The organism is Microcystis sp. M109S1 (assembly GCF_020247025.1).
Taxonomy (GTDB): Bacteria; Cyanobacteriota; Cyanobacteriia; order Cyanobacteriales; family Microcystaceae; genus Microcystis.
Window position 1 is genome coordinate 1 of sequence record NZ_JADBRW010000105.1, and the last position, 8,437, is coordinate 8,437.

13 protein-coding genes and 1 pseudogene are annotated in these 8,437 nt (G+C 43.7%); 7 read left to right on the top strand and 7 right to left on the bottom strand.

Annotation, left to right across the window (positions count from 1 at the left end; all coding sequences use genetic code 11):
* Window positions 1–213: helix-turn-helix domain-containing protein (locus IM322_RS05005; RefSeq protein WP_287713126.1), on the bottom strand; the 213-nt coding region annotated here is incomplete at its 3' end.
* 91 nt (window positions 214–304) lie between these two features.
* On the opposite strand from IM322_RS05005, the gene IM322_RS05010 reads away from it, so the two are divergent.
* Window positions 305–745 (top strand): hypothetical protein, encoded by a 441-nt coding sequence (locus IM322_RS05010; RefSeq protein WP_061430501.1) that lies wholly within the window; start codon window positions 305–307, stop codon window positions 743–745.
* Here the strand turns inward: IM322_RS05010 and IM322_RS05015 are convergent.
* Window positions 742–1,029, bottom strand: a complete 288-nt coding sequence (locus IM322_RS05015; protein WP_061430502.1) for a YggT family protein — start codon at window positions 1,027–1,029, stop codon at window positions 742–744. The two genes, IM322_RS05010 and IM322_RS05015, sit on opposite strands and share 4 nt — an antisense overlap.
* Before the next feature lie 317 nt (window positions 1,030–1,346).
* Here IM322_RS05015 and rplI point away from each other — a divergent pair, with 317 nt between their 5' ends.
* From rplI to IM322_RS05035, 4 genes are all read left to right on the top strand, one after another.
* Window positions 1,347–1,805, top strand: a complete 459-nt coding sequence (gene rplI, locus IM322_RS05020; RefSeq protein WP_012264300.1) for a 50S ribosomal protein L9 — start codon at window positions 1,347–1,349, stop codon at window positions 1,803–1,805.
* A gap of 99 nt (window positions 1,806–1,904) precedes the next feature.
* Complete coding sequence (locus tag IM322_RS05025) at window positions 1,905–2,489, top strand: chromophore lyase CpcT/CpeT (protein ID WP_287672221.1); 585 nt, start codon at window positions 1,905–1,907, stop codon at window positions 2,487–2,489.
* A gap of 22 nt (window positions 2,490–2,511) precedes the next feature.
* Window positions 2,512–3,312, top strand: a complete 801-nt coding sequence (gene xth / locus IM322_RS05030; protein ID WP_287672223.1) for an exodeoxyribonuclease III — start codon at window positions 2,512–2,514, stop codon at window positions 3,310–3,312.
* Between the two features lie 137 nt (window positions 3,313–3,449).
* Entirely contained in the window at window positions 3,450–4,004 is a 555-nt protein-coding gene (locus IM322_RS05035) for a hypothetical protein (RefSeq protein WP_287672225.1), read from the top strand.
* On the opposite strand, the gene IM322_RS05040 is transcribed toward IM322_RS05035, so the two are convergent.
* The 4 genes from IM322_RS05040 to IM322_RS05055 all read right to left on the bottom strand — a co-directional run bounded on the left by IM322_RS05040 (window position 4,005) and on the right by IM322_RS05055 (window position 6,163).
* A complete protein-coding gene (locus tag IM322_RS05040; protein ID WP_287079865.1) occupies window positions 4,005–4,322 on the bottom strand; it encodes a hypothetical protein in 318 nt (105 codons plus the stop codon).
* A 95-nt stretch (window positions 4,323–4,417) separates the two neighbouring features.
* The gene (crtR, locus tag IM322_RS05045; RefSeq protein WP_287672227.1) at window positions 4,418–5,311 is read right to left on the bottom strand and encodes a beta-carotene hydroxylase; all 894 of its coding nucleotides are present in this window, start codon (window positions 5,309–5,311) and stop codon (window positions 4,418–4,420) included.
* A 149-nt stretch (window positions 5,312–5,460) separates the two neighbouring features.
* Window positions 5,461–5,880, bottom strand: a complete 420-nt coding sequence (locus IM322_RS05050) for a helix-turn-helix domain-containing protein (RefSeq protein WP_287672229.1) — start codon at window positions 5,878–5,880, stop codon at window positions 5,461–5,463.
* Window positions 5,864–6,163 (bottom strand): type II toxin-antitoxin system HigB family toxin, encoded by a 300-nt coding sequence (locus tag IM322_RS05055; RefSeq protein ID WP_287672231.1) that lies wholly within the window; start codon window positions 6,161–6,163, stop codon window positions 5,864–5,866. The genes IM322_RS05050 and IM322_RS05055 overlap by 17 nt, the downstream gene beginning before the upstream one ends.
* 217 nt (window positions 6,164–6,380) lie before the next feature.
* Here IM322_RS05055 and IM322_RS05060 point away from each other — a divergent pair, with 217 nt between their 5' ends.
* The gene (locus tag IM322_RS05060) at window positions 6,381–6,503 is read left to right on the top strand and encodes a hypothetical protein (RefSeq protein WP_287672233.1); all 123 of its coding nucleotides are present in this window, start codon (window positions 6,381–6,383) and stop codon (window positions 6,501–6,503) included.
* Window positions 6,504–6,568: 65 nt separating this feature from the next.
* Here the strand turns inward: IM322_RS05060 and IM322_RS05065 are convergent.
* Window positions 6,569–7,643 (bottom strand): annotated as a pseudogene (locus tag IM322_RS05065) (6-bladed beta-propeller).
* A 223-nt stretch (window positions 7,644–7,866) separates the two neighbouring features.
* Here IM322_RS05065 and IM322_RS05070 point away from each other — a divergent pair.
* Window positions 7,867–8,437, top strand: a 571-nt coding sequence (locus IM322_RS05070; protein WP_287699259.1) for an Rpn family recombination-promoting nuclease/putative transposase, incomplete at its 3' end; no start/stop codon positions are given.

Below are 8,437 nucleotides of genomic sequence, written 5' to 3' on the forward strand. Positions count from 1 at the left end.
TTCGTTTAGAAATTCTAATTCTTCTTGCTTTTTCCAATCGGTTAGCATTGAAGAAGTTTGAGCGTAGCCTACTCTTTCTTGCTTTTCGTACCAAGCTTGTGTTCGTTCGTGGAGAGCTTTGTTGTAAACCAATCTTACACAGCCCAAGGTGCGCCGCAATAGCGACTCTTGTTCTGGTGTGGGGTAAAATCGAAACCAATAGGCTTTTTCCATGGGGAGCATTTTAGCATATATTTGGTAAATGCGCTAGTATTTAACGGTAAAGCCGTCGTAGAACGACGGGGTTTCAGACCCAAAATTTTCGATGACACCACGCTCGCTCACCGTTTTGCTGCTTTCTGTTCTTTTCTGGCTGTCTAGCTGGCTTATCATCCCTATTGCTCAAGCTTTGACCCCAATTCAACTATTAGATGTATCTTACAAAGACTGTCCCCCCGAATTAGCCGAGGGGAGTGTCACCAGTGGGGGAACCAGTTTTCCGGCTAATTGTTTTTTAATCACCGGCAAAGCTAAAAATAATTCTGGAAAAACCGTCTATGATGCCGATGTTTTTGGTCGGATTTACGATGCTAACGGGGAACCGGCTTTACAAAATCGTAGCCGAGTCGGGGCAATTCCAGAAGTGCCGCCGGGGATTAGTGATTTCGAGATCAGAATTTCTGTTTCTACCAATCAACCAACCCCCTTGCGACTGGAAAAATTCAAAGCTTCCGGTTTTACCAGTAGTGTGGATCCGCGGATTTAGAAACTGCTACTGACCAAACTGCTGGCCCCTGTGGCTACGACACTCTGAACAACGTTGAGCAGCAGAAAAGCGAGAATCGGGGAAAAGTCCATCCCGCCTAGGGGTGGGATAATCGAGCGAAAGAGGTTTAAATAGGGATCGGTAATCGGACTGAGAAAAGACATAATCTGATAGGCCCAACCGGCATTTTGGAACCAAGTCAGTAAAACCCTAACAATTAGGATTACCGAGTAAATTTGCAGGAAATTGTTGATTATCGTCAAAATAAACCCTATATCGCTCATAAATAAATCTTTCCTCAAGAAGGCGTGATGGTTAGTTTAGCTTTGATCTTACCAAAAAAATGGTCTTTAGTTACTCTCTCCGCCCTGTCTTACTGGTTTTAACCAGCTATCGGCATTCCTCCCAGTTGACGGACACCGGGTAAGAAAACTGAATAAAGTAGTTATCTTAATGATGAGATAGGAAGTTTTCCTTTTCGGGAGACTCGGATTGTTCAAGTAGTTTTTCCATAGCTAACTGACGGTCCGGATGGCAGGACACATAAAAACGATTGCATGGTATGATAGGGGTTTTGGAACTATTGTTTTAGGTCAAGATCATGGCGAAACGAATGCAGGTTATCCTCAATCAAAAAGTCAGCAAATTAGGTGAAAATGGCGATGTGGTGGAAGTGGCCCCCGGTTATGCGCGCAATTACCTTATCCCCCAAGGTGTCGCCGTTTTAGCCACCAAGGGTGCGATTAAACAGGCAGAATTTAGGAAAGAAAAAGAGCGTCAACGTCTCCTCGCTGAAAAACAAGAAGCGGAAACCAGAAAAACTGCGATCGAAAAACTCAGTCCCTACAGCATCCCTAAACAGGTGGGTGAAAACGAGGCAATTTTCGGTACTGTCACCAGTCAAGATGTGGCTACGGTTATTCTAGAAAATGCTAAATTAGAAATCGATCGCCGTGGTATTACCGTCCCCGATATCGGTCAATTGGGAGTCTATAAAGTACAAGTCAAACTCCATCCCGAAGTTAGTGCCGATATTGAAATTAAAGTAATTGCACAATAACAATTGTCGGGGCATAGTTATCAGTAATCAGTGAAAATTTATCAGAGCGATTAACTAGCTGATGGCTGATAGCTAATAGCCATTCACATCTCAAAAACTATGACTCATTCCACGGACATAAAAACCCTAGCGCGCTGGATGGCGGCGGATTTTAGTAATCAAGAACAAGCTTTTGCTAATCCGCCTTTTTTTGCCCATATTCGCGTGTGTATGCGTCCTTTGCCCGATGAATTACTGAAGGGAACCAGTTTATTTTTAGAGCAGGCCTACGATTTTATGCTCAATACTCCCTATCGTTTGCGAGTATTTAAATTGTCGGTAGTCGATGATCATATTGAACTAGAAAACTTTAAAGTTAAAGAGGAAGCTAACTTTTTTGGTGCTTCTAGAGAACCCCAGCGTCTCAAAAATCTCACCTTAGACCTATTAGAACCGATGCCGGGTTGTGATATGAATGTAACTTGGACAGGTAACAGTTTTAAAGGGGTGGTGAAACCGGGTAAACAATGTTTAGTCTTTCGCAAAGATAGAATGACTTATTTAGATAATAGTTTTGAAATTAGTGAACGGGGATTAATTAGCGTTGATCGCGGTTTAGATCCCGAAACCGATCAATTAGTCTGGGGTTCGATCGCCGGTCCCTTTGAGTTTGTGCGTCGCGCCAGTTTTGCTGAGGAAGTGTGAGAAAAATTCTCGGTTTTTAGCTATGAAAATCGCCACATGGAATGTCAACTCGATTCGCAGCCGACAAGAGCAGGTAATTAACTGGTTACAACTCAATCCCGTTGAGGTTTTGTGCTTGCAAGAAACCAAGGTAATCGATCGAGATTTTCCCAGAGAAGCTTTTGAATCTTTGGGTTATCATCTCTATATTTCTGGACAAAAAGCCTACAATGGTGTGGCGATTTTTAGCCGAAAACCCATGAGCGATATCACTATGGGATTTAGTCCAATTATCGGCGAAAATTTAACGGGAGAACTAGACGAACAGAAACGGGTAATTACTGGAGTAATCGGCGATATTCGGATTATCAATCTCTACGTTCCTAATGGTTCTTCCCTAGATAGTGATAAGTATATTTATAAGCTTAAATGGTTAGAAACTCTTAGGAAATATCTAGATAAAATTATTAATTCTCACCCTCAAGAATTATGTATCTGCGGAGATTTTAATATTGCCTTAGAAGATAAAGATATTTATGATCCCAAGGGCAAAGAAAATCATATTATGTCTTCAGCTAAAGAAAGAGAAGCTTTAGAAAAGGTCTTAGAAATTGGTTTACAAGATGCCTTTAGAAAATTCACCTCGGCAGCAGGACATTATAGTTGGTGGGATTATCGCAGCGGTGGTTTTTCTCGTAACCGAGGTTGGCGAATCGATCATCTTTATTTAACTCCTCAGCTATACGAAAAAGCCGTTAATTGTCTCATCGATCGAGAACCCAGAAAACAAGAAAAACCTAGCGATCATACCCCTGTTATTCTGGAAATATCAAACAAAAAATAGCTAAAGGATCAACCTAGACTTTGCACAGCCAGAATTTTGCTCTCTTAGCTTCCCTAACCGGGGACTTTCAGCTTGAGGATTTATTCGGTAACGAGAAAATGCTATGATTCGGGTTGAATTTACCAAGTTTATTAATTATGCGTTCTCCCCAATTAATTGTTCTATTGCTCGGTTTATCCCTTCTCCCCAGCATCTCCCCCGCTTTTGTCCACGCTAATCCCTCGATAGTGCCAGTGAAACAATCGAGTAGTAGCGATTGGGGACAAAAAATCAGCGAAGCGGAAATTAAAGCAATGATTGAAGACATTAAAACCGCTATTAAAGATAAAAATATCGCCCTAATACTCAAACACTATGCCCCATTTATTTCCTCGCAATTGACCATTAAAACCGATGCTAGTACCGAAATTTTTGAGTTAGATGGCATCACGGAACATAAAAGATTTTTAGAGGAATCCTACAAAAATATTAAAAGTATGGAGGTTCTTTCTGAGAATTGGGATGTGGATATTCTTGCTAATGACGAGATGGCGATAATCACTCGCGAGCGGGTAGTCAATATTACCAACACCGAGGGTGATAACTATATAGTGGCATCGGCAGCGGTGGCTAAAGTCGCTCCCATCGACGGCAAATTGAGGATATTTTCCATTCAAGAAACCGCCGAAGTGGGACGCAGACCAAAAAAATAATTAGTTTCTCCGGTTGGGACTGGCCCAACCCGACTCCCGCCGTCTTCGTCCCTCGATAAAACCGTCATCGTAGTCCCTGGAATTGCGCGGATTATCATAGCGGGCAAAGTTAAACCCGTCCTCTAGTCCGCGCTGAAATTCTTGCTCTGGTGGCACAAATCGATAACGTTGTCTATTATCCTGTACCGCTCGGTTGATTAACAAGGCCCCCGCTCCAATACCAACGGCCTCACCAAAGGTTAAAGACCTAGCATAATCGATGTTAATTGTCAAGAAAGTTGTTGTTAAAATTAAGGCTTTTCCCCAATGTTGACCCATAAAATTCTCCTTCAAAAAATCAAGTTGACAACAAAACCAGTACAGATACCGACTCCCCAAAAGGAAAACTTTCTACCTCACCATTACGATAACTGCTATGAGCTAGATTTAGAGGAATGGGAGTGAAAGCGAATCCCCAAGAAGACATCGTAGAGGAAACTCCAGAAATTCTTACCTTGCAGTAGGCCTAAAGACTGTTCACAATTTTTTGCGTCTAAAAGCGGTTTAGTGGCATAGTATGCCGGTTGGTATTTGTACCAGGGAATCGACGGCCAGAGATGATGCACGAGATGATAATTCTGCCCTAAAATCAGCAGATTTAAGAGAGGACTGGGGTAAACGCGGGCATTTTTCCAACGATTACGCTCTTGGAAAGGACGATGAGGAAGATAATCAAAAAATAAACCGAGGGCAATTCCCACCACTAAAGCGGGAACAAACCAAAAATTCATCACATAGCCAATAAAACCATATTGACAGGCGACGATGACTATGGTAGCAACAAAAAGACGACTGAGGAACCATTCCAGCAGTTCGTATTTTCGCCAGAGTTGCCGCTTAAAAAAGAAAATCTCGTGATAGAAAAATCTGGCCGCAATCATCCACAAAGGGCCACCAGTGGAGACAAAATGATCCGGATCATTTTCGGGATCGTTAACGTGAGCGTGGTGCTGTAAATGGACTCTAGTGAAGACCGGAAAGGCAAAACCGAGCATTAAAGCACTACCATGACCTAAAATAGCATTAAATGTCCGATTGCTATGGGCAGAATTATGAGAGGCATCGTGGATAACTGTCCCCGATAAATGTAAAGCGAGGACATTAGCACTAAAACAAATCCAGTCGGGCCAAGACCATAGCCAATAGCCGCAGGTAGATAGGGTTATTAGGCTCAAGGCACTAAAAAACATGGTAACGTTTGGGTTGAAGCCCCCCGGTGCTTTTAAATACTCTTTGGGGACTGTCAGCAACATCTCGGCCGACTGCATTATGGGTGTTGCTCCTTATTGTGTTCGCTTTACTGGCGTAAATTATCATACTACGCCTTTTTCATAAAGTTTTGTAACATTATCTTAATTAATCTAAAGTTATGAGGAAAGTAAGGATTTGTTATATGGTTCCCGAAGGAAAAGCGAGGCTACAAGAGAAAATCACGGGCGCTTAACGCCAGTTTCGCACTTAAACGATTAAAAAATTCGGCTAGAGACTCGGCTTGAGAGGGGGCGATCGCCTGTTTCCCCAGCATCACCGATTCTACCCTATCCCGATCGCCGAAAATATCGATAAGACACTCCCTATCGATATCGAATTCATGCAGTAAAGATTCTAGCGTAGCGGTAGGATTTGTTCGGGCGATCGGATAATGTTTCCGCTCGTATTCTTCCACTAATAAGACCAGTAAATCAAATAATAGTCCTTCGTCATTGATTAACTCCCGTGACATCATCCCTTCAATTATGCTTAAAAATCGCTCGTATTCTTGCGAGTTATTAATCGGTTTCGGTTGATACTGCAACAGTAAATCACCATAGGTTAATGGATTAGAAGTAGGGATCATTTTTCCAGTTCTCCTTATTGTATTCAGGGTGACTTAGAATATATTTAACGAAAATGGTTTGACGAGAATAATTGATGTCAGCGATTAAACGGTATTTGTTTCCCTTGATCTTAAAAACTGTAAAATTTCCCACCGCCTCCGCTTTCGGGTAGCGACCTTGAACCTCTACTAAATTTTTCCAGTTAGCCTTACTAGCGAAGTTATACCAATCGGTCAGAGCGTCTTCTGCGTCCGAGTGGCGTTCCCAAAACTCTCGTAATTTAACTTTACTGATCACGTGCATCGATCGCTAGTTTTATTGTTCTCTTTAACCTAAATAAACATGGATCACTCTAATAATTATAGTGTATGTCAATTTGACCGATCCGAATCGAACCCCAGAAAAGCGCATCGCCCCGAATCCCCAATCGAGTAATCAATAGCTAGATGAAGTATAAGAAATATAAATAACAAAATTCTTGACAAAATGACAGGTATTGTCAGCAAATTCAATTCAGAATATGCCCCTTAAACAATCCCTTGACCAACCCCTCACCCTCGCACCAGTTGCGATCGCAATTGCCCGATTTACCGATTTATCCCCCGACGCGATCGAGCAATTACAAAGACAGCAGCACAATTAAAGCTTTTAACCGCAAAGGGTGGGGAATTAGGTAAATTTAGGCTCATCTCCCCACCCCAAGCGCGATTAACGACGTTTAGCGAGGCGACGCACCACTAAACCACCCCCTAGTATCCCTAATCCGATAATACCAGAAGGTTCGGGAGTGGACACCGGCGGCTGACTTTGGCTGAATACCTGTACGCGATTGTTGTTCGCATCAGCCACATAGATATTACCACCGCTACCGACGGCGATACCGAAGGGGTTAAGGAACTGACCGTTCCCCGAACCGGAGCTACCGAAAGCGGACTGGAAGACTCCACTGGGGTTGAATACCTGTACCCGATTGTTGAACGTATCGGCTACATAGATATTACCACCGCTATCGACGGCGATACCGAAGGGGCTATTGAACTGACCGTTCCCCGTACCGAAGCTACCGAAAGTGGACTGGAAGACACCACTAGAGTTGAATACCTGTACGCGATTGTTGATGCTATCGGTTACATAGATATTACCACCGCTACCGACGGCGATACCGTTGGGGGCATTGAACTGACCGTTCCCCGTACCGAAGCTACCGAAAGTGGACTGGAAGGCACCACCAGAGTCGAATACCTGTACGCGAGCGTTGAACGTATCAGCTACATAGATATTACCACCGCCATCGACAGTGATACGATTGGGTGAACTGAACTGACCGTTCCCCGAACCGGAGCTACCGAAAGTGGACTGGAAGACTCCATTGGAGTTGAATACCTGTACGCGATCGTTGTCCGTATCGGCTACATAGATGTTACCACCGCTACCGACCGCGATACCGAAGGGGGCATTGAACTGACCGTTCCCCGTACCGGAGCTACCGAAAGCGGACTGGAAGACTCCACTGGGGTTGAATACCTGTACCCGATTGTTGAACGTATCGGCTACATAGATATTACCACCGCTACCGACAGCGATACCGAAGGGGTTAAGGAACTGACCGTTCCCCGAACCTTGGCTACCGAAAGCGAAGGAAAAACTGGCCGCAGTGGCACTGGTGGCGATACTAATACAACCGATCGCAGTGGCCGTGACTAGAGAAAAGGATTTCAGCAGAGGCTTTGATAAGCCTTGCTTCTCCCCCCCCCCCGTGATTGATAAGGTTAACTAATAGCATAAGGCTCCACAAAATTAAACTGATTGCAAGCTACCCCTTCCTCTAGTAATTGTCAAGAAATTCCTGGTTAAGATGTGATAAATTTGCTGAAATTTATAGAGTTTAGTCGATGATTTTGCCGATAATGTATTCCGCGCTACGATTCTCTTCGGCAATAGTGACGGAGGATGTCAACACCGGCGACCGAGGGTATCCTAGGAGAAACGGAAAGTAATCCCTGACGATGTTTGATAATATTTGTAAATTTATTGCCGAAAACTTCTCCGATGATTTAGCCACTTGGTTATTAGGTTCTCCCCTCTCCTTAACCGTCCTCGACCCGACGGAATTACAATTAGACCCCATTCGTGCCGATTCTCTGATTTTTTTGCAGTCAGAGCAATTAATTCTCCATACCGAGTTTCAAACCGACCCCGACTCTAAGATTCCTTTCCGAATGCTTGATTATCGCATTCGCGTCTATCGTCGTCATCCCCAAAAACCAATGCGTCAGGTGGTAATTTATCTGCGACGCAGTGATTCCCCCCTAGTGCAAGAAAATACCTTCCGTCTGGGGGAAACCTTTCATTCCTTCCATGTCATCCGTCTTTGGGAAGAAAATACACCGCAATTTTTCCATCATCCCGGTTTATTACCCTTTGCTGTCCTCAGTGATACCGATGACCCCGAACAGGTGTTAAGTCAGGTGTCCCGTTCTCTAGAAACTATCTCCCAAAAACAGGTGCAAAGCAATCTCGCTGCCGCCACCAGTATTCTCGCCGGGTTAGTATTAAATCGAGAGACGATTAAAAAAA